A 26,211-nucleotide genomic window follows, 5' to 3' on the forward strand; every position below is an offset into this window, starting at 1 on the left:
CCCGCGGAATTCGATTATTTTGTTGCAACCAAAGGCCGGCGCTGGACAAGCTATATTGCAAGAGATCGACCCTGCTCCAATGGAGACCGCATGCGCTATCTGGTCCTCGCCTTCGCCCTTTTGATCTCAACGGCTGCTGCAGCCGACCCGCTTTCGGAGAAGGTGGCGGCTGACATGCCGTCACTTGTGCAGCTTTACCGGCACCTGCATGCCAATCCGGAGTTGAGCTTTCAGGAGGTGAAGACTGCCGCCATATTGGCCAAGGAAGCCCGGAAGCTCGGTTTCCAAGTGACCGAGAAAGTCGGTGGAACCGGCGTGGTCGCACTAATGGAGAACGGCCCAGGACCCGTGTTGATGATCCGCGCCGACATGGATGCGCTGCCGGTCGTTGAACAAACCGGGTTGCCATATGCGTCGAAGGTGAAGGCCATGACGGACGAAGGTATTGAGGCAGGGGTCATGCACGCCTGCGGCCATGATACCCATATGTCGGCATGGGTCGGAACGGCACGGCGGCTGGCGGAAATGAAGGAGCAGTGGTCAGGCACGCTCGTCATGCTCCTGGAGCCTGCCGAAGAACGGGGCGCGGGGGCGCGGATGATGCTGGAGGACGGGCTGTTCACGCGCTTCCCCAAACCGACCCACGCTATCGCTTTCCACGACGCGGCCAATCTCCCCTCCGGCGTGATTGGCTACACGCCCGGCTATGCGCTCGCCAACGTTGATAGCGTGGATATCGTGGTGAAAGGCATCGGCGGCCATGGGGCCTATCCGCACACCACCAAAGATCCGATCGTCCTGGCAAGCCGCATCGTGACCGCGCTGCAAACGCTCGTCAGCCGGGAGATGGACCCGCAGGACCCGGCAGTAGTCACTGTCGGCAGCTTCCATGCCGGTTCGAAGCACAATGTCATTTCCGATCATGCAACCTTGTTGCTGACCGTGCGCAGCTATTCCGATGCGACGCGGCAAAGACTGTTGGATGGAATCAGGCGCATAGCAAAAGGGGAAGCCATCGCCGCCGGCATCCCGGACGAACTGATGCCGGTCGTCACGCTGAAGGATGAGTTCACTCCCTCCACCTATAATGTCCCCGCTTTTACGCAACAGATGGCTGAGCTTTTCGCCCGGCGTTTTGGAAAGCAGCGGGTGGTTGAGACGCCAGCCACCATGGGCGGAGAGGATTTCGGCCGCTACTATCGCTCCGACAACAGCATTCAGAGTCTGATCTTCTGGGTTGGCGGAGTGCCGCCCGAGGACATGGAAAAGGCCGCAAGAGGCGAAGCCCAGTTGCCCTCTCTGCATAGTCCCTTCTGGGCGCCCGATGCAGAGGGCGTCATATCCACTGCCACGGAAGCGCTGACTATATCAGCCCTTGCGGTGTTGAAGAAGTAGCGCCGACCGCTGCGCCTTCTCACTCGTCTCCTTGTGGCTGGGGAAGCAATAGCGCCAGTAGGAGCGACCGACACTCGCCGTCGATGATGCCGTCGATCATCTCCGGTCTGTAGCGGCGCTGGAAGGCGCGGATGGCCGCGACGGGATCGGTGATGTCATAACCAAAACGTTCCAGCGCCAGCAGGAACCCACCGTCGCTCCAATGCGGATCCATCAGGTTTTTGGTGGGCCGGGGCAACGCCAGCCGAAGCCGCGCCAGTCTGTGCCAGGGAAACAGCTCACCCGGATCCTGCTTTCTGGCAGGGGCGACATCGGAGTGGCCGACAATATTGCCGCGCGTAATGCCATAGCGCTTCACAATTTCGCTCACCAGCGGAATCAGCGCCGCTATCTGCTCCTCCGGGAAGGGCCTGTATCCCCACTCGTGGCCGGGATTAACGATTTCAATCCCGACACTTGCGCTGTTGATATCGGTGATCCCCCGCCAATAAGCGACGCCGGCATGCCAGGCACGCTTGTCCTCATTCACCATTCGGATGACCTGGCCATCCTCGGCCACGCAATAATGCGCTGACACCTTGGAGGCGGGGTTGATCATCCATTCAATCGCGGAGGCAGCGTCCGGCATGCCTGTATAATGAAGTACCAGCATCGTGATGGGTAGCGTGCGATCGTCGAAATTAGGCGACGGAGTGTCAATCATTTGCTTCCCTCAGACTTTTCGCATCCCATGCCCGTCCGCATTAACGCCACCTGACCTGCTTTGATGCGGTGACGCCGCGACAGACGCAGCCTTGGCTCTTTCCTCGGCAACAAGCTCCTTGCGGCTTAGCTTGCCTACCATGGTTTTGGGCAGGGATTCGCGTATCTCCACCGCAACCACACGCTCATGCTTTCCGAGCTGCGGATTGAGCCATGCTTTCAAGGTCTCCCCATCGATGTCGCTACCGTCCGTCAGCGTTACGAAGGCCTTCGGGCTCTCGCCGCGATAGGAATCTGGAATGCCGATGACCAACGCCTCTTTGACCGTGGGGTGGCGGTATAACATTTTTTCGATCTCGCTCGGGAATACCTTGAAGCCGCCGACAGCGATCATATCCTTCAGCCGGTCCACAATGCGGATATAGCCCTCTTCGTCGATCTGGCCCACGTCGCCAGTACGTAGAAACGTCCCGAGGAACACCTCGGCGTCCGCATCGGGCCGCTGCCAATAGCCGCGCATCACCTGAGGCCCTGCAAAAACGATCTCTCCCGGCTCTCCGAGAGGCGGGGGCCGGGTGGGATCGTCCTTATCCACCAATTTCACAACTGTCGCGGGAAGGGGTTGGCCAATGGTGCCAGGCTTATTGAGACCGCCATAAGGGTTGGAGGAGACCACACCGCTGCTTTCGGTAAGGCCATAGCCCTCCACCAATACCGAGCCGGTTGCTTCTTCGAAACGATCCTTCAGTTCCATACGCAGGGGCGCGCCGCCCGAAATGCAATAGCGGACGGACGAGAAATCCGTTTCCTCGATCGCCGGATGATCGAGCAGCGCTTGAAACATGGTGGGAACGCCCGGTACGCTGGTGGGCCTTGTCCGGGAAATGGCGGCAAGCATCTGACCGGCGTCGAAACGCGGCAGCATGATGATCTCACCACCTGTATAGACGGTGCGGTTCAGAGTGACCGTATTGGCAAAAACATGGAAGAATGGCAGCGCGGCTAGAATTCGATCTTCCAGGGCGTTGGCGGGATCCAGCATGTTCACTTGCCGCGCATTGGCGCTCAAATTTTGGTGCGACAGCATGGCCCCCTTGGGTCGACCGGTAGTGCCGCCCGTATATTGCAGCAATGCAAGATCGCGCTCCGGATCGATTTCCGCTGGCACATGACTGCCATCATTGTGAATAAGCGAAGAAAAGGGCGTTACGCGCGGATGACGTGGTCGGGGCACCATCTCATTACGGCGAAACATGCGATACAGGATGGATTTAGCGGTGGGCAAAGCCCCGGCGACCGATCCCACCACCAATTGTTCCAGGCTGCTGTTTTCCAGCACCTCCAGAGCAGTAGGGAGAAGAGCGCTGGCGGAGAGGGTGAAAAGAATTTTCGTTCCTGAATCCTCGACCTGATGCTCAAGCTCCTCCGCGGAATAAAGCGGCGAGAAATTGACCACGGTCGCGCCAATCGTCAGCGCACCATAATAGGCGGCGACATAATGCGGCACATTGGGCAGGAACAAGCCAACCCTATCGCCCCTCTTCACCCCCATGGCCTGCAATCCATGGGCCACCCGTTTTACCCCGTCGCGGCATTCGGCATAACTGAACTTGCGCCCCATGAAATCAATAAGGATGGCGTCCGGCTTACGGGCGGCGGTGTCGAAGAACATGGCCGGCAGGGAAAGGGATTTAAAGTGCTGATCCCAGGCGATGGGATGATTATATTTCTCTGTCCAGACTATCTTTTCGTCAGCCATTTATACGAGCGTAAGATATGGCCGGTCGGGATGCAATGGGCAGCGTGGTTTCGCGCACGCGGCATATGCAGCGAAAGCCAGAATTCAGTGCGGCCGCACGTCTGTACCCCGGCCATCGCCGGGGTACATTCATATCACCCATTCTTCTTGCTGAAAGGATCGATCCATTCGGCAACCTGCTCGATGCCTTGCGCCTCGATATGGTGGGCTTCTTCAATACGCCGAACAGCATCGTCGCGTTCACGACGAAGCTCTTGGATCAAAGCTTCTCGATCGCCGTCGAGACGAGAGTCAGCCGGGGCCTCAATTCCCGCCTTCTTGGCCGCCCGAGCCACCAATGCATCCAGTTCCCGCTGAGAGCAGAGACCAAGCGTGACCGGGTCTTTCGGCACGATGTTGGCGATGTTCCAGTGGGAGCGGTCACGGATGGCGGTAATCGTGGTGCGGGTCGTACCGATGAGCTTACTGATCGCGCCGTCTGAAACTTCCGGATGATTGCGCAGGATCCAGGAGATGCCGTCGGGTTTGTCCTGCCTCTTCGACACCGGAGTGTAGCGCGGTCCCTTCGTGCGGCGAACCTGCTCGGGTCCTTTCAGCATCTTTAGCCGATAGTCGGAGTCCTTCTGACCCTTCTCGATCTCGTCCATGCTAAGCTCATGCGCGCGCACTGGATCGCGACCGGTATATTTGATCGCCGCTGTATCGTCTGCAATGGCCTGAACTTCAAGGATATGAAGGCCACAAAAATCGGCAATCTGCTCAAACGACAGCGCGGTATTATCGATAAGCCAGCTGGCGGTCGCATGTGGCATGAGCGGCTGGGGCACGTTATACTCTCCAGTACAAATAATAAGGGCCGCCCCTTGCAGGACGGCCTTCGCGTGGCATGCAATAGTGCAATTGGCCAAGCCCGGCAAGGACTAACACAGTATATAGCGTGATTGGCCGCCGGGTAACAAGCTATTAGGCGGCGTCCAGTACAAGATCGGGATTGAAGGGCGCCAATCCCTCGAGAAATTGGCGTGCGCTGGCTTGCCAGGTAAAGCTTTGCCCATAGGTGGCGCATCCGGGCCGATCCAGGACGAGTGCGGCGGCTATTGCGTCGTCCAGACTCTCTCGCATGGCTCCTGTCTGCGGCGTCAATATATCGATAGGGCCAGCCACGGGATAAGCGGCAACGGGCGTACCGCACGCCAACGCCTCGATGATGACCAGGCCAAAGGTGTCGGTGCGGCTTGGAAAAACGAACACATCGGCATGTGCGTAGGCACCGGCAAGTTCGCGCCCTGACATGCTGCCCAGAAAATGCGCTTCCGGCCAGTCCCGCTCCAGCCCCGCCCTGGCAGGCCCGTCTCCCACAATGACCTTGCTGCCAGGCTGACGCGTAGACAGGAATGCCTCCAGGTTCTTCTCCACAGCTATCCGGCCCACATAAAGCTGTATCGGTTGGGGCAAGTCCGCAAAGGCCGCAGGCATTGGCGCATCGGGGCTGAAATGGCCAAGGTCAACGCCCCTGCCCCAATGCCGCACCTGCGCAATGCCATGGGCCCGCAGACTGTCGCGCACGCTCCGCGTCGACACAAGCACCGCCTGGGCAGGTCCATGAAACCAACGAATATAACGCCAGAACCAAGATGCAGGCAACCGCGTCCGCCGCGCCACATAATCGGGAAAATGCGTGTGATAGGCGGTCGTGAATGGTATTCCGTTGCGCCGACACCAGCGGCGGGCCGATAGACACAGCGGTCCTTCGGTCGCCAGATGCACCGCATCGGGAAGAAACGCCTCGATCCGCCGCCCCACCGTCGCCGCCCGCGTCACCGCCAAGCGGATTTCAGGGTAGGTTGGACAGGGTAATGATCCATATTGTTCCGGCGATATCACCTCCACAGCATGGCCCATGCGTTCCAATTCATAGCGCACCGACTGCAGTGTTCGCACCACTCCGTTCACCTGAGGCGTCCAAGCGTCCGTGACGAGCATTATTCTCATGCAGCCAGTCTCTCCTGACGCCTCGCGCCGGCGTTGCGGGCGGCGACCTCGTCGGCCCAATGCAGAACCTCCATCCGACCGTCGAAATGCTCCACCAGGGCCGTGCGGCTTTCGACCCAGTCGCCATCATTATAATAGACGACCCCGGCGATCTCTCGGATTTCCGCGGTGTGGATATGTCCGCATACAACCCCGTCAACGCCGCGCGCGCCGGCCTCATGCGCCACCACTTCCTCGAATTTGGAAATGAACGCGACGGCGTTTTTTACCTTGTGCTTGGCCATTTTGGAAAGCGACCAATAAGAAAGTCCAAAGCGGCTGCGCACAGCATTTACCACCACATTGAGCCGCATCAGCGCCTCGTAAGCGGCATCACCAACAAAGGCCAGCCAGCGGTGCGCCAGCATGATCGTGTCGAATTCATCGCCGTGCAGGACGAGCAGTTTGCGCCCGTCGGCCGTTTCGTGGATGGCCTTGCGCCTGATTTCGACGCCGCCGAAGTTGAGGCCGGTGAACTGCCGAAACATCTCGTCATGGTTACCGGGGATGAAGATTATTCTCGTCCCCCGCTTCACCCTTTTCAGAATACGCCAGACAATGTCATTATGCGCCGCAGGCCAGTAAAAGCGCTTCTTCAGCCGCCAGCCGTCGATGATGTCACCGACCAGATACATGGTCTCACTATCGACATTGTCTAGAAAGTCGATGAGCAGGTTGGCGTTACAGCCCCGGGTGCCCAAATGGATGTCTGAAATCCAGACCGTCCGGTAACGCCGCCGCTCACCCGACACCGTTTCCGGATGGTGCGGCACATTGACGGAGAAATCATCGATGTCCGCGCCAAAAGGCAATCGCGTTATCGCATCCATGCGAGACCTCAAAAGCTGCTGCTCTCGAGACCAGCCATTTAGCGGGACTTTGTGACAGTTTGACTTGAAATATGACGGAAGCGCTACGGTTTCAGGGGATCAGCACGATCTTCCCCAAATGTTGCCCCACCTCCATCCGAGCATGAGCGGCAGCAGCCTCAGCGAGCGGGAACCTACTATCTATCACCGGACGCAGCGTGCCGTCCTCTACAAATGGCCACACCGTCTGCGCCAGCTCTTCTGCGATCAACGTCTTGAACGCAACCGATCGAGGACGCAGCGTCGAGCCGGTCAGCGTCAACCGCTTCTGCATGACCGAGACGATTGGAATTTCCGCCTTTATGCCTCGCTGCGTGGCGATCGACACATGTCGCCCCTCCTCTGCAAGGCAGGAAAGATTTCGCGCCACATAATCCCCGCCAACCATGTCCAGCACCGCCTGCACGCCCTTTCCTTCCGTGATTTCACGGACTCCATCCACAAAATCCGTTGTGGCATAATTGATCGCATGAGCGGCACCGATCTTTCGCGCAGCATCACATTTCGCGTCGCTGCCGCACGTCACGATGGCCTCGATACCGAACAGCTTGCACAGCGAAATGGCCATGGTGCCGATACCACTGGTGCCGCCGTGAATAAGGACGGTGTCGCCCTCTACCACATAAGCCCTCTCAAACAGGTTGCTCCACACGGTAAACAGCGTCTCAGGCAAGGCCGCAGCCTCGATCATGTCATATCCTTCGGGCACCGGCAGGCATTGTCCCACCGGCGCGACAGCATATTCGGCATAGCCTCCGCCCGCGAGAAGCGCGCAAAAAGGTTGACCGATCAAAGCGGCGTCCACATAGGGTCCGCCAGCGACGACAATTCCCGACACTTCAAGTCCGGGAATATCCGAAGCGCCGGGCGGCGGTGGATAAAAACCGCGCCGCTGCAAGACATCCGGACGATTGACGCCCGCCGCGCTTACCTTGATGAGGACTTCGTTTTCCCCAGGCTGAGGCACCTTGCAGACGACCGGCTTCAACACGTCTGCGCCTCCGGGGGCATCGAACCCGATAGCCGTCATGGACTCTGGAATATTGCCTTCTTGGGACATTTATCATCACTCCCTCAAGCCCACGCTGCTTTGCGACAAATGGACTATAGCCTTATTGACAGATGCATTTGGAGGGTCAACATTCCGCCCATGGACATGGATGAAAATCTGCCCCGGAAGGTTGATGATCCCATTGCCGCCGTCGCGCGGCAAGACCTTGATCCATTCTCCGTTTCAGAGCTCCATGAAAGGATAGCTGCCCTGGAAGCGGAGATTTCCCGTACAATGAAAAAAATTGAATACGCCGTTAACCATAAGGCAAGCGCCGAGGCGTTATTCAGGAAATGACCCTGTGCCGGCCGGATTTCGCTGATAGGCAACACCAGAGCGCAACCCGGTGACAGTTCTGCCGTCCTTGATAGCAGGACCGCCAATCCCGACATTGAGTCCAAGGCTCCCGTCTTGGGAGCAAGCGGGGCCTGCCTTGGCCCTACAGGAGTAGAATAGAATGCCTTCTTTTGCTGCTGCGCTGGAAACCACTCTCCACAATGCGCTGACCCATGCATCGGAACGCCGTCACGAATATGCGACGCTGGAGCATCTGTTGCTCGCGCTTATCGATGACGAGCATGCTTCGAAAGTGATGCAGGCGTGCGGCGTGGACCTGGGTGAGCTTCAGGATGCAGTAACCGTTTATCTCGACAATGAGCTTGACTCGCTCAAGGTCGAGGGTGCGACCGACCCCTCCCCTACCAGCGGCTTTCAACGCGTGGTGCAGCGGGCCATTCTGCACGTCCAGTCTTCCGGAAAGGATGAAGTGACCGGCGCCAACGTTTTGGTCGCACTGTTTTCAGAGCGGGAAAGCTATGCCGTCTACTTCCTGCAGCAGCAGGACATGAGCCGTCTTGATGCGGTCAGCTATATCAGCCACGGCGTTGGCAAGGGTGTAAGCACGCCGGAGCCGCGCGAGGTGAAGGGCGCTGAGGAAGAAAAGGTTCAGAAGGCCGAAACGAAGAGCAAGAAGGAAAGCGCGCTCGATCAATTCACCGTCAATCTTAACGAGAAGGCAGCCCGGGGCAAGGTCGATCCGCTTATCGGCCGCGGGCCGGAGGTCGATCGCACGGTGCAGATTTTGTGCCGCCGGTCGAAAAATAACCCGCTCTATGTGGGCGATCCCGGCGTGGGCAAGACCGCCATCGCGGAGGGCCTTGCGCGCAAGATCGTCGAAGGCGACGTGCCCGAAGTACTCAGGGAAGCCGTGATCTACTCACTGGACATGGGCGCGCTGTTGGCGGGCACGCGCTATCGCGGCGATTTCGAGGAGCGACTGAAGGCTGTCGTGAACGAGCTTGAAAAGCTTCCCCACGCAGTGCTCTTCATCGACGAGATTCACACCGTCATCGGCGCAGGCGCAACCAGCGGCGGCGCAATGGACGCATCGAACCTGCTGAAACCAGCCCTTTCAGGCGGGACAATCCGCTGCATCGGTTCGACCACCTACAAGGAGTTTCGCAACCACTTCGAAAAGGACCGCGCGCTGCTCCGCCGGTTCCAGAAGATCGACGTCAACGAGCCGACGATCGATGACACCGTGAAGATCCTCGCGGGCCTTCGCAGCGCCTTCGAAAATCATCACAAGGTCAAGTACACGCCAGACGCCATCAAGGCAGCCGTGGAGCTTTCCGCTCGTTACATCAATGACCGGAAGCTGCCCGACAAGGCGATCGACGTGATCGACGAGGTCGGCGCGATGCAGATGCTGGTGCCGCCCGCCAAACGGCGCAAGACCATCACCTCGAAAGAAATCGAGGCGGTCATCGCGACGATGGCGCGCATTCCTCCCAAGTCGGTTTCGTCCGATGACAAGGCCACGCTGGAAACACTCGATACCGACCTGAAGCGCGTCGTGTTCGGCCAAAACAAGGCGATCGAGGTGTTGTCTAGTGCCATCAAGCTGAGCCGTGCCGGTCTGCGTGATCCTGACAAACCCATCGGCAACTATCTCTTCTCCGGCCCCACCGGCGTGGGCAAGACCGAGGTTGCCCGCCAACTCGCGACCCTGCTTGGCATTCCGCTGCAGCGGTTCGACATGTCGGAATATATGGAACGCCATTCCGTCAGCCGCCTTATCGGCGCACCTCCGGGCTATGTGGGCTATGACCAGGGCGGTCTCCTGACCGACGCAGTGGATCAGCAACCGCATTGCGTCCTGTTGCTCGACGAGATCGAAAAGGCGCATCCCGATCTGTTCAACATCCTGTTGCAGGTCATGGACAATGGGAAGCTGACTGACCATCACGGCAAGACCGTAGATTTCCGCAATGTAATCCTCATCATGACGACCAATGCCGGCGCAAGCGACATGGCGCGCGAAGGTATCGGCTTTGGCGATGTCATCAGCAAGGAGGATGCCAGCGAGGAAGCCGTCAAGCGGCTCTTCACGCCGGAATTCCGCAACCGCCTCGACGCCATCGTGCCTTTCAGCTACCTGCCGCCCGAAGTGGTCGCTCGCGTGGTCGAAAAGTTCATCTTGCAGCTCGAATTGCAGCTGGCTGATCGCGACGTGCATATCACGCTGGAGGAAGATGCCAAGGCATGGCTCACCGAACGGGGCTATGACAAGCTCTATGGCGCACGCCCCATGGGCCGCCTCATTCAGGAGAAGATCAAGCAGCCGCTCGCTGAAGAACTGCTCTTTGGCAAGCTGGTCCATGGCGGCGAAGTCCATGTGCGCCTAAAGGACGATGCCCTGAGCTTCGAAATCACCCCCGCCCCGCCCAAGCGTCCGAAAAAGGGCGGTGGCGAGAAAAAGGCCGCGGCCAAGGCGAAGTAAAGGAAGGGGGCGGGATGGTTGGATTTCTGTCAGGCGGCTTTTGGCGCGGCGGGAGCAATAGCTCGCCATCGAGGCGATGGAAAACCCTACGCGCATGGTTGTCGTGCAGCATGCCAATTCGCCAGTGTTTTTCGTACATTGGAATGGGCGCATAGAAAACTGTGATCACGCCGAAACCAAATGACCCACAATCATGTGATTTCCGTCAGGCTCAGGAGGGCGGAATTCGCATCACTACCGTTGGAAAAATGAGCTATGATCCTCTAAATTGGGAGAGGTGAAATATGGCTGATGTTGTGCTCGTTCATGGATCTATGCACGGCGCGTGGTGCTGGGACCTCGTAACCCCGCTTCTGGCTGATTTAGGGCACACAGTCCAAGCAATCGACTTACCGGGGCAAGGCGCGGACACCACGCCAGCACAGGATGTAACCGCTGATGATTGGGCCGAAGCCGTCGCGTGCGCGGTGCGGTCAGCCAAAGGTCCCGTGGTTCTGGTGGGCCACAGCATGGGCGGCACGGCGGTCTCCCAAGGCGCGGAGCGCGTTTCCGACCGGGTGCGAGGGATTATCTACATTAGCGCAATTATGATTCCCGCTGGCGAGACGATCCTGTCGGCGTGTCCCGAGGTGCTGGAAATCGCTGAGAAGACCGCGCAAGAAGTACCCGATCCGGCCTCTGCGGCGATCCGCCTCTTATATGGACACACGCCGCCCGAGCTTGCCGCCATGGCGATTGAACGCCTGCGACCTCAACCGGAGCAGGTCGTCAGCGCGCCGATAGTGATTACGGATGACCATTATGGACGGATTCCCCGCGCCTATATTGAGTGCGAAGACGATGGCATTGTACCTCTGGCTGTCCAACGGAGGATGCAGCAGGCCTTGCCGTGTAGCCCGGTCGTGACAATGCCCGGCGACCATTCTCCGTTCCTGTCTGCGCCGAGCGTACTCGCTCGTCATGTCGATCAGATTGCGCGGGAATTTTGCTCCTAGAACTTCTCGTTTCTCCATGTGCACAGAGAAGCCGCTTCGATGCGATTCCACGCCTAAGCAAACCATCGCCTTTCCGCCAATCCCGGCAGCTTCGCCGAACGCACCACAAACAGGTATTTCTCGGCCAGCACCTGCTTTCGGGCGTGCCGGAAGGCCGCATGTATGGCCGCCTATGGTCGTTTCGAGACCGTCGGTTAAGCGTACTGGTAGCCGATTGGGCAATATGAAACATCTGGCAAAAAGCGCCACGCCAAACGCCCCAAACCTTCCCGCAAAAAATTGAAGGGCGGTCTTCCCCACAAGGGGGAAGCCGCCCTTTCTCCTCTCCTAGCTCTTCGAAACTTACTTTACGGCCACAGGCGCCGCCGCGCTGGGATCGAGTGGCAGGCCGCCAAGCTGCGTTACCATCTGCTTGTACGCATCCAGATAGGCGAGCACGATCACCTGCCCGACATCTGTATTCTGGTAGCTCGAGCCGCCGGCCGCAGCGAGACCGCCCCCCCACCAGCCGCCAGCACCGCCGCCAAAGCCGACATCGGATTTACGCGCATAGCCTTCGACCAGCCGCTCCTGTTCGGTGGTGCGCGAATTGACGAGCGTCAGCGTGACATTGGCTTCCTTCTTGCTGACCTTCAGTCCGCCGAGAAGCGCGCCAGCGCCTCCGCCGACAAAGCCGCCCAGCATGCCACCCAATCCAAATCCGCCGCTATTGGCATTCTTGGTGACAAGGTCGGGCACGATAAAATAATCGGCCGCCTTCACCTGAGCGCGCCCGATATTGGAGCCCCGCTGCAACTCGCCATTATCGGCAAGAGCGCGTTCGATATTGCGGCTCTGCAAGCCCTTGCCGCGGTCGACAAGGCCAAAGCAGCCGGACTTCATGACGAACAATTTGATGATCGCTTCCGGCGAGCCCAGGTTCAGTGCCGTCCACCACTGATTGTCCGGCTCAACCACCGCAACGGTGCCAAGCTTCTTGGTGCAGATCGGAATTTCAGCGACGCCCTTCTGTTTCTGCTTTTCGGCCGAAGACTTGTCAGCGGCGAATGCCGGTGAGACTGCAGTCGCACACAGAGCTATCGAAAGGACGGACGAAACTATTCTCTTCAACACATCTACCCCCTGTATTGATGCTATGCTCAGCGGACGCTGGCAGGATTCGTGATGATGCGACCCTGTTTGAACTAATATTAGCAAAACCAAAGCCTAAAAAACAGAGCTATCCTTTAGCTCGCGCAACGAAGGGCTTGCGACGCACTACATCGCCATACAGGAGGGAAAGGCAAAACGATGAGCAAGATTATATTCTATCATAATCCCAGGTCGCGCGCCGCGATGGTTCATTGGATGTTGGAGGAAGCGGGAGCGGAATATGAGATCCGCCTCATAGACTTGAAAAAAAACGAGAACAGGACACCGGAATTTCTAGCGCTCAACCCCATGGGAAAGGTGCCCGCGATCCTAGTCGACGGAACTCCAATCACGGAAACGCCTGCAATCATGGCCTGGCTGGCGGATGCCTATCCTGCCGCCAATCTGGCTCCACCCGTGGGATCGCCCGAGCGTGGCGCATGGTATCGCTGGCTGTTCTTTGGCGGAAGCTGCTTTGAGCCCGCACTTGTCGACAAGATGTTTGACCGGCCGGCTCCGAGGCCCGGAGCCCTGGGGTGGGGCAGCTATGAAGCTGTGCTTGGCACTCTTGAAAAAGGACTTCACCCCGGCCCCTACCTATTGGGAGAAAGCTTCAGCGCTGCCGACATCTATATCGGTGCGGAACTGAACTGGGCTATGATGTTCGGCGCTCCGGGAATTAAGGACAATCCGGTTTTTACGAATTATGTCGATCGGCTCACCGCCCGCCCTGCCTATCGGCGGACATTGCCGTCGGCTTAACGGCATAGATGCTCCTGCATGGCATTGCAGGAGGACATTCACTCATCCCAAATCAATGTACGAAGCGCGCCACCACATCCCGGTAGGATCGGCTGACCTTCACCTGCGCCCCTGAGTCCAGCACCAGGAAGCATTCGCCATTGGTGTGCGGCTTTACCTGCCGCACCTGGCTTAGGTTCACGATGGTGGAGCGATGCACGCGCTGAAAATTGCGCGGGTCGAGCCGCTTTTCCAAATCCTTCATCGTTTCACGCAAGATCAGGCTGTTATCGGCCGTGTAGATGCACATATAATCGCCCGCCGCGTCGATGCGTTCGATCGTGTCGACGTCCACGCGGAATATCTGCCCCCGATCCTTGATGTTGATGAGCTTTTCGTAGCGGCTGGAAGCGGGAGTATCCTCTTCCGGGAAATCCGATATCGCATCTGGCGCGACCTCCGCCAGTACCTCCCGCAAACGCTCCACCTCCTGCACATTGCGCTTTTCCGCCAAACGCTGCCGCACGCGGTCCAGCGCGTCGGCTAGCCGGTCTTCATCAACGGGCTTCATCAGATAGTCGACTGCCTGCGCTTCAAATGCACGAATGGCGTGGTCGCTATATGCCGTCACAAAGATGAACAATGGCGGCTCTATTTCCATCATGCCCTGAACGACGGAAAACCCATCAAAGCCAGGCATCTGAATATCGAGGAACACAAGGTCGGGCTTGTGCGTCTTTATCGAGCGGATGGCTTCGCGGCCATTAAGACAGGTGTCGATGATCTCGACGTCTTCATGCGCTTCGAGCCGGAGTTTGAGACCCTGAATGGCCAGGCTTTCATCGTCCACCAGGATCGTTCTGATCGTCATGCAGCAACCTTTGCTTGTTCTTCCGTTACGTTCGGCATTTCGATAATCACCGAAAATCCGCCGCCGGGCGTAGAACGCGTCTCCAGGCTTTGCCGTTCCCCGAAAGCCTGAAATAAGCGGTCGCGTATGTTCGCGAGCCCGACGCCCATGGATGTTTTCGGACGGACATCGGCTTCATTCAATCCCGGACCCGTGTCCGACACGATGATCCGGACGTTTTCACCGGCAGGCTGCGCTGTAATGGATATTTCCGCACCCTCTTCCTTGGGGGTGACGGCATATTTGATGGCATTTTCCACCAGGGGCTGCAGCAAAAGCGAAGGCAATCGCGCCCGCGCGACCGCTGGGTCGATTTCGAAAATCGGCCTCAATCGATCCTCAAAGCGCATCTTTTCAATTTCAAGATATAGCTTCAGTGTCTCCACCTCCTGCGACAGCGTCACTTGGGCCGTCGGCTCATTGATAAGGGTGTAACGAAGAAAGGAGGACAGGCGCGACAACATGGCATTGGCGCGTTCCGTCTGTTTCAGAAGCACCAGGGTAGAAATGCTGTTCAGCGTATTGAACAGGAAATGCGGATTGAGCTGATAGCGCAGCATGGCGAGCTGCGCGCTGGACGCCTGGCTTTCCAACTGCTGAAGCTGATCCGCCTGCTGTTCAATCGTCAGGAAAAAGTTGATCGCATAATATAGCGCGGACCATGCGCCGAGCAGCGTGAAATTGATGTAAAAGGCGCCAAGGAAAAGCTGAAGGCCCGCCGTGTCACTCGTTTGGTTTTGCGTGGAAAATACCCACGCATCGATCACCGCCGCCGCTGTTGCCGCGACCAGCACCACCACGATCGACACGACCCAGGTGACGAACGGACGTTGCTTGAGCAGCGCTCGGAACATCACCGCCATCAGCAAGGTGAGCGAATAGCCGGTGATCGTGGAGATCAGCACTGGTACGAGGAAGGAAATGGGTTGACTGTTGGCTAGGCCAGAGAGGCCGCGCAGCATCAGTGCCCCAAACCAGCCCAATGACTGCAGGTTCCAGAACGCGCGGTTCTTGTCCTCGAAAAACGGCTTTGGTTTGATAGGAAGCACTGCCATGAGGCTTTCTTATAGGCTTTTTAATCTGGTTTGAAGATTATGAATATCGGACGGGGGCGCGACGACCGATAAATGTCGCTTCATTCCCGAACAATTGGAAATGCCAGCTTTATCCTATATTCAGCTCTTGAAAGCGGGTAGGCTGCCTGAATTAGCCAAGCGATCAGGTCCAGTCCTCCGCTTACAATCGCCCCGGCCAGGGGTGCGGTTGGAGAAATACATGACAGAGAAGAAAACAAGCGGCCCAGACTTTAGCGCGTTGACCGAGGCCACACCCGCAGACTGGCAACACATAACGGGAAAGCTTGCAAGCTTTGCCGACCGGCTTCCAGACCGCGTTCTTGCCCATCTGCAGCTGCTGGAAGGCGATGGCGGCGGCTTTCCGGTGGATCGGCTGCAGCACTGCCTGCAAACTGCAACGCTAGCGTATCGGGACGGGCGCGACGAGGAATTCGTGGTGATGGCCCTGCTCCACGACATCGGCGACATTTTATCCATATACAGCCATGCCGATATGGCGGCGGCGCTCTTGAAACCCTTTGTTTCGAACGAAACTCATTGGATCGTGCAGCAACACGGGTTGTTTCAAGGCTATTATTTCTTTCATCATATCGGTCTGGATCGTGACGCACGCGAGGTTTTTCGTGGCCACCCCTGTTTTGCAGCGGCAGCCGAATTCGTTGAAAAATATGATCAGCGCGCGTTTGATGCTCGCTACGACACCGCACCGCTCAGCTTTTTCGAACCCATGGTGCGTCGTGTGATGGCGGAACCCCGAAACGCTTTCATTTCCCGCAATACCGTTAATCTAAGCTGATCGTTGTCCCCGCACCGGAGTCCACATTCGGCTTTGAAAAACCATCCGTTCCCTTGGCTCGGAGGGAGCGATGGCGGCAAATCGGCCACATCGCCGCGCCCGCCGCAGTTTTTTGTTGCATGGCGGCAAAAATGCCCCACATCATCTTGGGGATGTTACGCCAATATGAACTGGTTGAGCGGGTAAAACGCTATGATCCAGACGCTGATGAGGCGTTGATCAACCGCGCTTATGTGTTTTCGGTTCAGAAGCATGGCAGTCAGAAACGAGCCAGCGGCGATCCTTATTTCAGCCATCCCATAGAGGTGGCGGGCATATTGACCGGTCTTCATCTCGATGACCATACAATTATCACAGCTCTGCTCCACGACACCATCGAGGACACGCTCGTCACCTACGACGAAATCGAGAAGAATTTCGGTCCCGACATAGCGAGACTTGTCGATGGCGTGACGAAGCTGTCGAAGATCGAAGCTCAGACCGAAAGTGAGCGCGCGGCGGAAAACCTGCGCAAATTCCTGCTCGCCATGTCGGATGACATCCGCGTGCTGCTGGTCAAGCTGGCGGACCGGCTGCATAATATGCGAACCCTGCATTTCATCCGGAACGAGGAGAAGCGCAAGCGTATCGCCCGTGAAACCATGGAAATCTACGCGCCGCTCGCCGAGCGGATCGGCATGTATGAATTCATGCGCGAAATGCAGTTTCTCGCCTTCCAACAGCTTGAACCCGACGCCTGCGCCAGCATCACCAAGCGGCTTGAGCAATTGAAGGAAGGCGGCGGCGACAAGATTGCGCGTATTGCATCGGGCCTTCAACTGCTGCTCGGCAATGCCAATCTCAAGGTTTCGGTCTCCGGACGCGAAAAGCATCCTTATTCCATCTGGAAGAAGATGCAGGAGCGGCACATCAGCTTTGAACAGTTGACCGACGTCATGGCATTTCGCGTCATCACCGAAACCGCGGAGGACTGTTACCGCGCACTTGGCATCATCCATCAGCGCTACAAAATGGTTCCTGGCCGGTTCAAGGATTATATCTCCACACCCAAGCGCAACGGGTATAAATCGCTGCACACGACCGTCATCCACCATGAAAGTGCCCGGATCGAAATCCAGTTGCGCAGCAAGGAGATGCACCACGACAGCGAATTCGGGCTCGCCGCGCATTGGGCCTATAAGCAAAGGAGCAGCGGCTCGGACGGACAAGCGGGCTGGATACGCGACCTCATCGAAATTCTCGACCAAAGCCAGGATGCCGACGAACTGCTCGAACATACGCGCATGGCGATGTATCAGGACCGCATCTTTGCCTTCACTCCCAAGGGCGAGTTGCATCAGCTCCCCAAGGGATCGACTCCGGTCGATTTCGCTTATGCTGTCCACACGAACCTGGGCAACCAGACGGTCGGCGCAAAGGTAAATGGCCGGGTGGTGCCGTTGCGCACTCAACTGCAGAATGGCGATCAGGTCGAAATTCTGAAATCCGAGGGCCAGGAGCCTAGTCCTGGATGGCTGACCTTCGTTATCACCGGCAAGGCGCGCGCCGCCATTCGCCGCTTTGTCCGCCACAAGCAGCGCGATGAGATGATCGCCTTGGGCGAGATGCTTTTCGAAGAAATCGCCAGCCGCCTTCCCGTGGAGATCGGGGAAAAGGCGGTGGCGGCCGCCCTCACCCGGCTAAAGCTTGAAGATCGTCCCAGCCTGATGCTGGCCATAGGTACGCATAGCGTCACGGATGCGGAGGTCATGGAAGCATTGATCCCCGGCAGCACGATGGACGCCGATCGCCACCCGCACGTCCCCCAGCAGCACAAGGCCATTTCGATACGCGGCCTGACCCCCGGCGTCGCGTTCAAGCTGGGGGAATGCTGCCATCCCGTCCCTGGCGACCGCATCGTCGGCCTTCGTCATCCGGGAGAAGGAATTGAGGTTCACACCATCGATTGCCGCAGCCTGGAAAACAGTGCCGATGCCGATTGGGTGGACCTTAGCTGGGACGTCAAATCAATCGGTGGCACCGCTCGCCTCAGCGTCATCCTGAAAAACGAACCGGGCGCACTGGCAGCCGTGGCAAATATCTTTGGCAGCAACAAGGCGAACATCCTGAACCTGCAACTCAGCAATCGCGAGGGGCCGTTTCATACGGATATCATAGACATAGAAGTGCACGATATCGCACATCTCATGCGGATCATCTCGGCATTACGGTCCATTGAGCCGGTTATTCAGGCAGATCGGGTATAACGGCAGAGCCTGCTCTTCACTTTCCGCCGCACTCAACCAGCCCACTTCCCGTCTGGTTCACCTTGCAGGCAGCATTCCCCAATACCCGCACATTTCCTGAGCCCTGGACGCTCACTTGCGCCGTTCCTGCTGCTGTGAGCAGCACTGAGCCAGGCCCTTGGCTTTCCAAAATCAGGTCCTTCGCCACCAGTTCGGGGGAATCGATGCTACCCGCTCCGATCACTTGCACCCGCGCCTGACCGGCCCGTCCCGAAAGCCGTATTCGTCCGTTGCCGGCACTGTTCACCACAAGCTGATCGACAGCGACCCCATTCACTTCCAGATCGCCATTACCGGCCAAATTGATGTCGCCACGCACTCCTTTCAAACCTTGAATGGCAAGTGAGCCATTGCCTCCCATGCTGACCCGGCGGATAACGCCCGTCGTAATCACCAGGTCGACCCTGCCGAAATTGCGCGCCTGTCCCCCATATGGGGGCGCCGCTCCGCGAACCGTAAGAATACCGCCCGACACATTCAGCGACACACGGTCCAGTGCGTCGCGCTGCCCCTCGCCCCGCGCACTATTACCTTTGCCGGTGATGATGGTCACGTTGAAGGGTCCCTGCATCCGAACGGTGTCGAAGTCGGTGACGCTATATTGCTGCTCGGCTGCGACGGCCGGAACCGTCAGCAGGGCCAGGCCGAAGCAAGCAGCCAGAATGTCCTTGATCATTATCCCATCCTACCAGCGATCCTTTAACGCCCAATAAAAAAGGCGGCCCCTTTCGGGACCGCCCTCTTTCGCCCACTACAACTCAATGGCTCAGTCGACCTTTTCCCGATTATATTTCGGGGCGGCTTCGTTGAGGATGCTCAGAATCTTTTTGAGCGCACGCGGCTCGTCGACTTCTTCCATGGCCGCCAGCTCACGAGCGAGACGGCTGGATGCAGCCTCAAAAATCTGCCGCTCGGAATAGCTCTGTTCTGGCTGGTCGTCAGCACGGAACAGGTCGCGGGTTACTTCCGCGATTGAAACCAGATCCCCCGAATTGATCTTCGCTTCATATTCCTGTGCACGGCGCGACCACATGGTGCGTTTTACCTTGGGCTTACCCTTCAACGTTTCCAACGCTTCGCCCAAAGTCTTGTCAGAAGACAGTTTGCGCATGCCCACGCTTTCGGCTTTATTAGTCGGAACGCGCAGCGTCATCCGTTCCTTTTCGAAGCGAAGAACATAGAGCTCTAGCTGAATGCCCGCGATCTCCTGGCTTTGGAGTTCCACCACACGGCCGACGCCGTGCTTGGGATAGACTACATAATCGCCAACATCGAAAGACAGCGCCTTGGCAGCCATTCTTGATAACCTTTCTATCTACATAGGAGACTGGGCGTCATGTGCAGAGCCGGCACCGCAGAGAGCGGTTCAGAGGGGAACAACATGCGACCTGTTTTTTTCTCCGACGAACACCGTACCGTCCGTTAATGCAATATGTAGCAGATTCGTAACATAATTACCAGCCCGCGCTCGAATATCGGCGCAGGATGACAATTTTTCTGTGCGAAAGGCTGTGGAAATCCTGTGCGCAGCGTAGCTTTTCAGCGGCCGTTTTAACTAGTTAACTGAACCTGACACTCCGCGGGCTGTCAAACCTAAGCTTCCGACCCCGGCTGTGCCGAGAAATATTTCTCGAACTTGCCTTCCTCACCCTTGTGATCATCAGCGTCCGCAGGTTGTTCGCCCTTGGTAGTGATGTTGGGCCATTCCGCCGAATATTTTGCATTGAGTTCAAGCCACTGCTCAAGGCCGTTTTCGGTATCGGGCAAGATCGCCTCGGCCGGACATTCCGGTTCGCACACGCCGCAATCGATGCACTCACTGGGATTGATCACCAGCATGTTTTCGCCCTCGTAGAAGCAATCTACCGGGCATACCTCAACGCAATCCATATATTTGCAGCGGATGCAGGCGTCGGTGACGACATAGGTCATTTTAAGATACTCTCCCCTTCGAGATTTCTGCCCTGCTATGCCTCCGTTGGACGCGCGTCAATATGTTGCTCCCGCCCTCGGCCAAATGATTTCTTCAACCGCCAGCGACGATTTCTTCATAGAGGGTCGCCGCTTCGGCCGCTGGTCCCCGGCGATGCGGCAGGCTCAACACCCTCACGATCCGCACGCGGGTTCCAAAGGGAAAGGTAATAAGGTCTCCACGCCTAATGGCGGCGTGCGACCGGTCGATCCGCCGCCCATTAACACGAATAAAACCTGCTTCAGCCATTTTCTGAGCAAGGGAACGATCCTTTGCCAGACGCGCAAACCAAAGATATTTATCGATCCGCAAAACTTCTCCCGCCCTGGAGGAGCTCATTGCCGGTGCCGCCGCCTTAGCCATGCCGGCCCAACAATTGAGCAAGCCCGGAAAAATGATGACCTTCAGTCACCTGCTTCCGCCTGACCGGGCGCATGCGGCCGCGAAACGCCCAATTGGCGTCGTCCTTGAGCGGTTCGGCTGCCGGACGAAAACCCAGGCTGCGCATTAATTGCCTGAAGGCATCGCCCTGCAAGCCCAAGGATATGATTTGCGGATCATCAGGCGTAAACGCCTCTCGCTTTTCGACCTTGTCATGCGCCAGCCGGGCCAGCCGTTCGACGATGTCAATGCGTAGATATTGCCCCGCAAAACGCCGAAAGCCGCTGAGCCGAGCTCCCGTTTCACCAATGCTCCCGTCAGGTACAAAGAGAGCAGCGCCCGGCTTCGGAGTGCGGGCCATGGGCTTTGCCTGCCGCACCGCCAACAATGCCAGCCGCCATCGTGCGGCTCCTGGTTTCAGTAGGGCGGCGTGAAAGACATCCAGGGATCCAATGACAATTCCCGCCTTGCGCAGTTGGACTCGACCAGCCTTATCCAGATGCCCAAGCGCCTCATCCAGAGCCACACGCGGCAATATTCCGCCCTCCTCGGCAAGTTGGGCGAGCACCGCACGGAGCGACGGCGATGTATCCGGCTGTCTTGAGCCAAGCGTCATGCTGCGAAGTGGTCCCAGATGCCGATCCTTCTGCTGCTCCAGCCATGCGGCAAGGCGAGCCGCGATCGCGCGCTGCCGCTCGTTCGACAACGTTAATATGCCAGCATCCAGGCGGACCAGCGGATCAAGCAGGGAAGGCCCTGCGCTTAAAGCTGCCACATGTATGTTCTTCCAGCAGATTCCGGGAATTTCCCCTTCCTCCGCCGCCAATGCGAAATCCTTGTCGGAAGCGGCGACCAGTTCATCTGCCCGCTTCCCCAATATGGTGCCCAAGCGGCGTTCGGCGGCGGCAAGCAGCATCTTGCGGTCGGCATGCCGCGCGTCAGGCGCCACCGAAAATCGGAAGCCGTTCAGCTGCCCAATGGACTCGCCATCCACATGTACGCTGCCTGACTCGTCCACATCGACCGGCAAATGCCCGGCCCCATAGCCAATTTCCTTCAGCAGTACGGCAGTACGCCGGTCGACGAATCGCTGCGTCAGCCTCTCATGCAATGCATCCGATAGCTTCTCTTCCAGTGCGCGCGTGCGCTCGGCCATTTCCGCCGGGCTCTGCAACCAGTCGGACCGGTGGGCGATGTAAGACCATGTCCGCGCAGCGGCGATCCGGGCCGATAGGGTATCGATGTCACCTTCTACGGTATCCAGCCGTGCTATCTGCTGAGCGAACCAGTCCTGCGGAATATGACCATTCCCCTCACTCAGGTGCCGCCACAGGCGCAGCACCGTCCGGGCATGGTCCTCAGCCCCCAGCTTCTGGAAATCGGGAAGCCCGCATACCGCCCACAGCCGCTTCACCTGCGCCATCCCGCGTGCCCGGGCTATAACATCTGGCTCATCGGCGAGGCGCTTGAGTACGGAAAGGTCAATAACTTGGGGGGCCCCGCGCAGTTCCGGCCGGGCTGGCTTCTCCTCAAGAGCGGCGATCAATGCATCGACGCTGTCCATGGGCGGCTCGCCCTCGCGCCAATACAGGAAATCGAGTTTTGGAAATCGATGGTTCTCGATGCGGTCGATTTCTTCATCCGTAAACGCCGCCTCGCTGCCTTCTCCACCTAGGCTGCCGAAGGTCCCATCGCGCTGATGTCGCCCGGCACGACCGGCGATCTGCGCCATTTCTGCCACCGTCAGTCGCCTTACCCGCCTGCCGTCAAACTTGCTGAGGGATGCGAAGGCGACATGAGCCACGTCCATATTGAGGCCCATGCCGATTGCGTCGGTGGCCACTAGATAGTCGACCTCGCCCGCCTGGAACATGGCTACTTGGCGGTTGCGCGTGTGCGGAGAGAGCGCCCCCATCACTACGGCCGATCCACCCCTGAACCGCCGCAGCATTTCCGCTACCGCATAGACCTCCTCGACCGAGAAAGCGACAATCGCCGACCGCTTGGGCAAGCGGGATAATTTTTTCGATCCAGCATAGGAAAGCGTTGAAAAGCGGGGCCGGTTGATAATCTCGGCGTCCGGAACCAGGGCGCGCACCAGTGGACGCAGACTGTCCGACCCAAGGATCATGGTTTCTTCCCGCCCTCTGGCCCGCAACAGCCGGTCGGTAAAAACATGCCCGCGCTCAGGGTCCGCGCCAAGCTGGGCCTCATCTACCGCTACAAAGGCGAAATCGCGATCCACCGGCATGGATTCAGCGGTACAGAGGAACCAGCGCGCCTTGTCCGGCAGGATTTTCTCCTCGCCGGTAATGAGCGCAACCTGATCCTTTCCCTTGATCCCTACCACCCGGTCATAGACCTCCCGCGCTAGCAAGCGCAGGGGAAAACCGATCATTCCGCTGGAATGCGCGCACATGCGTTCCACCGCCAGATGCGTTTTGCCGGTGTTGGTTGGTCCAAGAACGGCGGTCAACGATGAGCGGGCAAAACTTGCCATATGTCATATGTCGGCAACCCGGCCCCCGGGCGCAAGTATTGTTTGCTATTTCCCCCTTCGTTTTCAAAATGGTTTCGAAATGAACTGTAGTTGGTCGGCGGCAAAGAACGGCTCGCCGCACGCGAAAGCCGTTTACCACGATCTTAAATTGACTTTAACCTTAGTGAGGCAGAAGAATCCTTGAATAAGCTGGGCGAAGGGCTCCTTGTTCGACATGGCCCGTCGGGGGATGCAACATCTTGTTTCAGAAGAGTGAAATTGGTCTCGGCCAGGGCGGCGCTGCTGTATCGCTGTCGCTTGCCAACGCGCTTCCAGCGCCTGCCCTTCCGGCAAACTGGCGCGAACGCCTTCGCGAATATTGCGAAGAGGTCAATCTTGTCCCTGATCTCGGCCAGCGCATCGGTTCCGCGGAATGGTTCCGCGGCGCGCTGACATGTGCAGCGCTTTGCGCCAGCGCCCTTTATCTCTCTCCCGGCTTTGCGCCCATTCCAGCCGCATCCGAACCGATGCTGACCGATCGGCAGTTCGACGAAGCCCGCACTCAGATGATCACGCCGCTGGCTCTTGGTGCGGACTCCGGGCGCCATATGGCCGCCAATGACGCTGTCGTTCCTTTAAAAGAAACGCCCGAGCGCCCCCAGATAGACCTTACGGCCCAGGTTGGCAGCGGCGACGGTTTCGGCAGCGCACTGCGCCGGGCCGGCGTCAGCAATACCGATACCACAGCAGTGATGGACCTGCTTTCGGGAAGCATCGGGGCGCTTACTCCGGGCACACGCCTCGACATCCGCCTTGGCCGGCGCGCCTCGCGAAACATGCCTCGGCCGCTGGACGCGCTCGCCTTCCGAGCAAAACTGGAACTCGCCATCACGGTCAATCGTGTGGACGGCAAGCTACAAGTGAACAAAATTCCCATCGCGGTGGACGACACTCCACTGCGGATCCGCGGCGAGGTAGGCTCCAGCCTTTATCGTTCCGCGCGTGCGGCCGGTGCGCCGCCCAAAACCATTCAGGCTTATCTAAAAGCGCTTGCCACCAAATTGTCGCTGGACAGCGACGTCAGCGCCACCGACGAATTCGACATCATCCTGGGTTATCGCCGGGCGGAAACCGGTGAGGTGGAAGTGGGCGATCTGCTCTTCGCCGGTTTGGAGCGCACCAGTCGCAAGGATGTGAACCTGCTGAAATGGCAAACCGGCGGCCGCACGGAATGGTTTGAAGCGTCAGGCGTAGGCGAACAGCGCGGTCAATTGGCAGCGCCGGTATATGGCCGGCAAAGCTCAAGCTATGGCATGCGCCGCCATCCTATCCTCGGCTATAGCCGCATGCACGCCGGCATCGACTTCGCCGCACCCTACGGTGCCCCCATCTATGCCGCGACGGACGGAAGGGTAGTCTATTCCGGACGCCATGGCGGTCATGGCAAATACGTAAAGATCAGCCACGGCAATGGTCTTGCTACCGGCTATGCCCATATGAGCCGCATCGTCGCCGATGCAGGTGATTATGTCCGCCGCGGCCAGATTATCGGATATGTGGGTTCGACCGGGCTCTCGACCGGTCCACATCTCCATTATGAGCTTTACCGCAACGGCCAGACCATAAACCCCCGCTCCGTCAAGTTCACCACGACGGCGCAACTCGCGGGCAACGACCTCCGCCGTTTCCGCAACCGACTTGCGGAGCTTAAAAGCCTCAAGGCCGGCCCGCAGGAACCCATTCGGAGCGCCGAAAAGCCGCGCGTGAAGCTCAGTGAAGAACCCAAGGAAATCGCCTTCCTGCCCGACGGATCCAAGCGGGTCTTGCGGTAAACCGTCCCAAGCCGTTAAACGGCTTAGCATGACCCCAGCTTCTTTTCCCGCGCTCCGCCTGCGCCGAACCCGCGCCTCCGCCTGGAGCCGCGCGCTTTTTGCGGAAAACCGCATCGGCCCGCAGGACCTGATCTGGCCTCTCTTCGTCACGCAAGGCGAAGGCGTGGAGGAGCCCATAGCAAGTCTCCCCGGCGTCTCCCGCTGGTCGGTGGACCTCATCGCCGCCCGCGCCAGGGAAGCGCGCGCAGCTGGCATTCCCTGCCTCGCCCTATTTCCCAACACCCAGCCCGGCCGCCGGAGCGAGGATGGCAAGGAGGCGCTCAATCCCGACAATCTCATGTGCCGCGCGATCAAGGCGATCAAGGACGCCGTGCCGGCCATCGGCGTCCTCACCGACGTTGCGCTCGATCCATATACCAGTCACGGCCAGGACGGCCTGATGGATGAGGCGGGCTATATCCTTAATGACGCCACCGTCGACATGCTCTGCCGCCAGTCGCTGGTCCAGGCCGAAGCAGGCGCCGACATCATCGCGCCCAGCGACATGATGGACGGCCGCATCGCCGCAATCCGCTCCGCTCTTGAGGGCGCGGGTCATATCAATGTCCAGATCATGTCCTACGCCGCCAAGTATGCGAGCGCCTTTTACGGCCCTTTCCGCGACGCGGTTGGCTCGCGGGGGCTCCTGAAGGGCGACAAGAAAACCTATCAGATGGACCCGGCAAACAGCGAGGAGGCCCTGCGCGAGGTCGCCCTCGATCTTGCCGAAGGGGCCGACAGCGTCATGGTGAAGCCGGGCCTGCCCTACCTTGATATCGTCACCAAGGTTAGGCAACGCTTCGAAGTTCCGGTCTTTGCCTATCAGGTCTCCGGCGAATATGCCATGATCGAGGCAGCAGCAGCGGCCGGAGCAGGCGAGCGCGACGCCCTGGTCCTCGAAACGCTGATGAGCTTCAAACGCGCCGGTTGCAGCGGCGTCCTCACCTACCATGCGCTTCTCGCGGCGCGGTTGCTCGGCGCGTGA

The 26,211-nt window shown here is 58.5% G+C and carries 23 protein-coding genes; 9 read left to right on the top strand and 14 right to left on the bottom strand.

Translation table 11 applies throughout. The features are described from left to right. Positions 1-90 precede the first annotated feature (90 nt). Positions 91-1,395, top strand: a complete 1,305-nt coding sequence (locus HNQ99_RS07995; protein ID WP_184475113.1) for an amidohydrolase — start codon at positions 91-93, stop codon at positions 1,393-1,395. Between the two features lie 19 nt (positions 1,396-1,414). Here HNQ99_RS07995 and HNQ99_RS08000 read toward each other — a convergent pair whose 3' ends face one another. The 6 genes from HNQ99_RS08000 to HNQ99_RS08025 form a co-directional block, all read right to left on the bottom strand. Then, positions 1,415-2,098 carry an N-acetylmuramoyl-L-alanine amidase gene (locus HNQ99_RS08000; RefSeq protein WP_184475114.1) on the bottom strand — a complete coding sequence of 228 codons (684 nt, stop codon included), beginning with the start codon at positions 2,096-2,098 and terminating at the stop codon, positions 1,415-1,417. Positions 2,099-2,107: 9 nt separating this feature from the next. Beyond that, on the bottom strand, positions 2,108-3,856 hold the full coding sequence (locus HNQ99_RS08005) for a long-chain-fatty-acid--CoA ligase (protein ID WP_184475115.1): 1,749 nt from the start codon (positions 3,854-3,856) through the stop codon (positions 2,108-2,110). 134 nt (positions 3,857-3,990) lie between these two features. Then, positions 3,991-4,668, bottom strand: a complete 678-nt coding sequence (locus HNQ99_RS08010; RefSeq protein WP_184475229.1) for a DUF1013 domain-containing protein — start codon at positions 4,666-4,668, stop codon at positions 3,991-3,993. 151 nt (positions 4,669-4,819) lie between these two features. Beyond that, the gene (locus HNQ99_RS08015) at positions 4,820-5,848 is read right to left on the bottom strand and encodes a glycosyltransferase family 4 protein (RefSeq protein WP_184475116.1); all 1,029 of its coding nucleotides are present in this window, start codon (positions 5,846-5,848) and stop codon (positions 4,820-4,822) included. After that, the gene (locus HNQ99_RS08020; RefSeq protein WP_184475117.1) at positions 5,845-6,717 is read right to left on the bottom strand and encodes a UDP-2,3-diacylglucosamine diphosphatase; all 873 of its coding nucleotides are present in this window, start codon (positions 6,715-6,717) and stop codon (positions 5,845-5,847) included. The genes HNQ99_RS08015 and HNQ99_RS08020 overlap by 4 nt, the downstream gene beginning before the upstream one ends. A 91-nt stretch (positions 6,718-6,808) precedes the next feature. Continuing rightward, positions 6,809-7,816 carry an NAD(P)H-quinone oxidoreductase gene (locus HNQ99_RS08025; RefSeq protein WP_184475118.1) on the bottom strand — a complete coding sequence of 336 codons (1,008 nt, stop codon included), beginning with the start codon at positions 7,814-7,816 and terminating at the stop codon, positions 6,809-6,811. Positions 7,817-7,906: 90 nt separating this feature from the next. On the opposite strand from HNQ99_RS08025, the gene HNQ99_RS08030 reads away from it, so the two are divergent. From HNQ99_RS08030 to HNQ99_RS08040, 3 genes are all read left to right on the top strand, one after another. After that, positions 7,907-8,104: a DUF1192 domain-containing protein gene (locus tag HNQ99_RS08030; RefSeq protein ID WP_184475119.1), complete on the top strand. Its 198-nt coding sequence runs from the start codon at positions 7,907-7,909 to the stop codon at positions 8,102-8,104. Between the two features lie 160 nt (positions 8,105-8,264). Next, complete coding sequence (clpA, locus tag HNQ99_RS08035) at positions 8,265-10,589, top strand: ATP-dependent Clp protease ATP-binding subunit ClpA (RefSeq protein ID WP_184475120.1); 2,325 nt, start codon at positions 8,265-8,267, stop codon at positions 10,587-10,589. Between the two features lie 284 nt (positions 10,590-10,873). Beyond that, entirely contained in the window at positions 10,874-11,584 is a 711-nt protein-coding gene (locus HNQ99_RS08040; protein ID WP_184475121.1) for an alpha/beta fold hydrolase, read from the top strand. 342 nt (positions 11,585-11,926) lie between these two features. Here the strand turns inward: HNQ99_RS08040 and HNQ99_RS08045 are convergent, their stop codons facing one another. After that, the gene (locus HNQ99_RS08045; protein ID WP_184475230.1) at positions 11,927-12,694 is read right to left on the bottom strand and encodes a CsgG/HfaB family protein; all 768 of its coding nucleotides are present in this window, start codon (positions 12,692-12,694) and stop codon (positions 11,927-11,929) included. 180 nt (positions 12,695-12,874) lie between these two features. Here HNQ99_RS08045 and HNQ99_RS08050 point away from each other — a divergent pair, with 180 nt between their 5' ends. Next, positions 12,875-13,477 (top strand): glutathione S-transferase family protein, encoded by a 603-nt coding sequence (locus tag HNQ99_RS08050; protein ID WP_184475122.1) that lies wholly within the window; start codon positions 12,875-12,877, stop codon positions 13,475-13,477. 52 nt (positions 13,478-13,529) lie between these two features. Here the strand turns inward: HNQ99_RS08050 and HNQ99_RS08055 are convergent, their stop codons facing one another. Both HNQ99_RS08055 and HNQ99_RS08060 read right to left on the bottom strand, forming a co-directional pair. After that, positions 13,530-14,327 (bottom strand): LytR/AlgR family response regulator transcription factor, encoded by a 798-nt coding sequence (locus HNQ99_RS08055; protein WP_184475123.1) that lies wholly within the window; start codon positions 14,325-14,327, stop codon positions 13,530-13,532. Further along, positions 14,324-15,421 carry a sensor histidine kinase gene (locus tag HNQ99_RS08060; protein WP_184475124.1) on the bottom strand — a complete coding sequence of 366 codons (1,098 nt, stop codon included), beginning with the start codon at positions 15,419-15,421 and terminating at the stop codon, positions 14,324-14,326. Before HNQ99_RS08060 ends, HNQ99_RS08055 begins: the two co-directional genes overlap by 4 nt. 220 nt (positions 15,422-15,641) lie before the next feature. Between HNQ99_RS08060 and HNQ99_RS08065 the strand changes: the two genes are divergently transcribed. Then, positions 15,642-16,238 carry an HD domain-containing protein gene (locus HNQ99_RS08065; RefSeq protein ID WP_184475231.1) on the top strand — a complete coding sequence of 199 codons (597 nt, stop codon included), beginning with the start codon at positions 15,642-15,644 and terminating at the stop codon, positions 16,236-16,238. Positions 16,239-16,390: 152 nt separating this feature from the next. Continuing rightward, a complete protein-coding gene (locus HNQ99_RS08070; protein WP_184475232.1) occupies positions 16,391-18,484 on the top strand; it encodes a RelA/SpoT family protein in 2,094 nt (697 codons plus the stop codon). Positions 18,485-18,500: 16 nt separating this feature from the next. On the opposite strand, the gene HNQ99_RS08075 is transcribed toward HNQ99_RS08070, so the two are convergent. From HNQ99_RS08075 to HNQ99_RS08095, 5 genes are all read right to left on the bottom strand, one after another. Continuing rightward, the gene (locus tag HNQ99_RS08075; protein WP_184475125.1) at positions 18,501-19,199 is read right to left on the bottom strand and encodes a GIN domain-containing protein; all 699 of its coding nucleotides are present in this window, start codon (positions 19,197-19,199) and stop codon (positions 18,501-18,503) included. A 90-nt stretch (positions 19,200-19,289) separates the two neighbouring features. Then, a complete protein-coding gene (locus HNQ99_RS08080) occupies positions 19,290-19,820 on the bottom strand; it encodes a CarD family transcriptional regulator (protein ID WP_184475126.1) in 531 nt (176 codons plus the stop codon). 296 nt (positions 19,821-20,116) lie between these two features. Beyond that, positions 20,117-20,455: a ferredoxin FdxA gene (gene fdxA / locus HNQ99_RS08085; protein WP_184475127.1), complete on the bottom strand. Its 339-nt coding sequence runs from the start codon at positions 20,453-20,455 to the stop codon at positions 20,117-20,119. 94 nt (positions 20,456-20,549) lie between these two features. Then, positions 20,550-20,834: an RNA-binding S4 domain-containing protein gene (locus tag HNQ99_RS08090; RefSeq protein WP_184475128.1), complete on the bottom strand. Its 285-nt coding sequence runs from the start codon at positions 20,832-20,834 to the stop codon at positions 20,550-20,552. 16 nt (positions 20,835-20,850) lie between these two features. Next, positions 20,851-23,376 carry a helicase-related protein gene (locus HNQ99_RS08095; protein ID WP_184475129.1) on the bottom strand — a complete coding sequence of 842 codons (2,526 nt, stop codon included), beginning with the start codon at positions 23,374-23,376 and terminating at the stop codon, positions 20,851-20,853. Positions 23,377-23,615: 239 nt separating this feature from the next. On the opposite strand from HNQ99_RS08095, the gene HNQ99_RS08100 reads away from it, so the two are divergent. Together HNQ99_RS08100 and hemB are read left to right on the top strand one after the other, a co-directional pair. After that, positions 23,616-25,187, top strand: coding sequence for a M23 family metallopeptidase (locus tag HNQ99_RS08100; RefSeq protein ID WP_184475130.1), 1,572 nt, complete (start codon positions 23,616-23,618; stop codon positions 25,185-25,187). Between the two features lie 28 nt (positions 25,188-25,215). Beyond that, positions 25,216-26,211 (top strand): porphobilinogen synthase, encoded by a 996-nt coding sequence (gene hemB, locus HNQ99_RS08105; RefSeq protein ID WP_184475131.1) that lies wholly within the window; start codon positions 25,216-25,218, stop codon positions 26,209-26,211.

It is taken from the genome of Rhizorhapis suberifaciens (genome assembly GCF_014200045.1).
Classification (GTDB): Bacteria; Pseudomonadota; Alphaproteobacteria; order Sphingomonadales; family Sphingomonadaceae; genus Rhizorhapis; species Rhizorhapis suberifaciens.